Origin of the sequence: Brevibacillus halotolerans, assembly GCF_026891775.1 — a bacterium.
Classification (GTDB): Bacteria; Bacillota; Bacilli; order Brevibacillales; family Brevibacillaceae; genus Brevibacillus_B; species Brevibacillus_B halotolerans.
Map to the genome: position 1 here is coordinate 1 of NZ_JAPTNK010000070.1, position 321 is coordinate 321.

General features: G+C 29.9%; 1 pseudogene. It reads right to left on the minus strand.

From position 1 onward, the window contains the following. Positions 1-321, minus strand: a pseudogene (locus O0550_RS24210) (hypothetical protein); the annotation flags it as partial.

The following is a 321-nucleotide window of genomic DNA, read 5'->3' on the forward strand; positions in this document are numbered from 1 at the left end:
CCTTCTTTTAAAAATTGTTATTAAGGTTTGTATCATGTCAGTTTTCTTTATATGTGGACTAATTTGAAATATTAGATTCTGTATAACTGTTACCTCGTCCTCTGAAATGAAATTTGACTTGGCTAACGATTCTTTATCTTTATTTTTAGAAGCTAAGGTCCCTTTAAGATTATCCTCGAATATTACTAATTCCTTTTCTGGATCAAACCAATTCCTAAATGTAACGGGAAAAACCAATATTCCATTGTAGCAGCTATTTTCTTGTATACCATTCTGTTGAAGTAATTGGATATATTTATTCGAAGTTGCTTTCATTTCTTG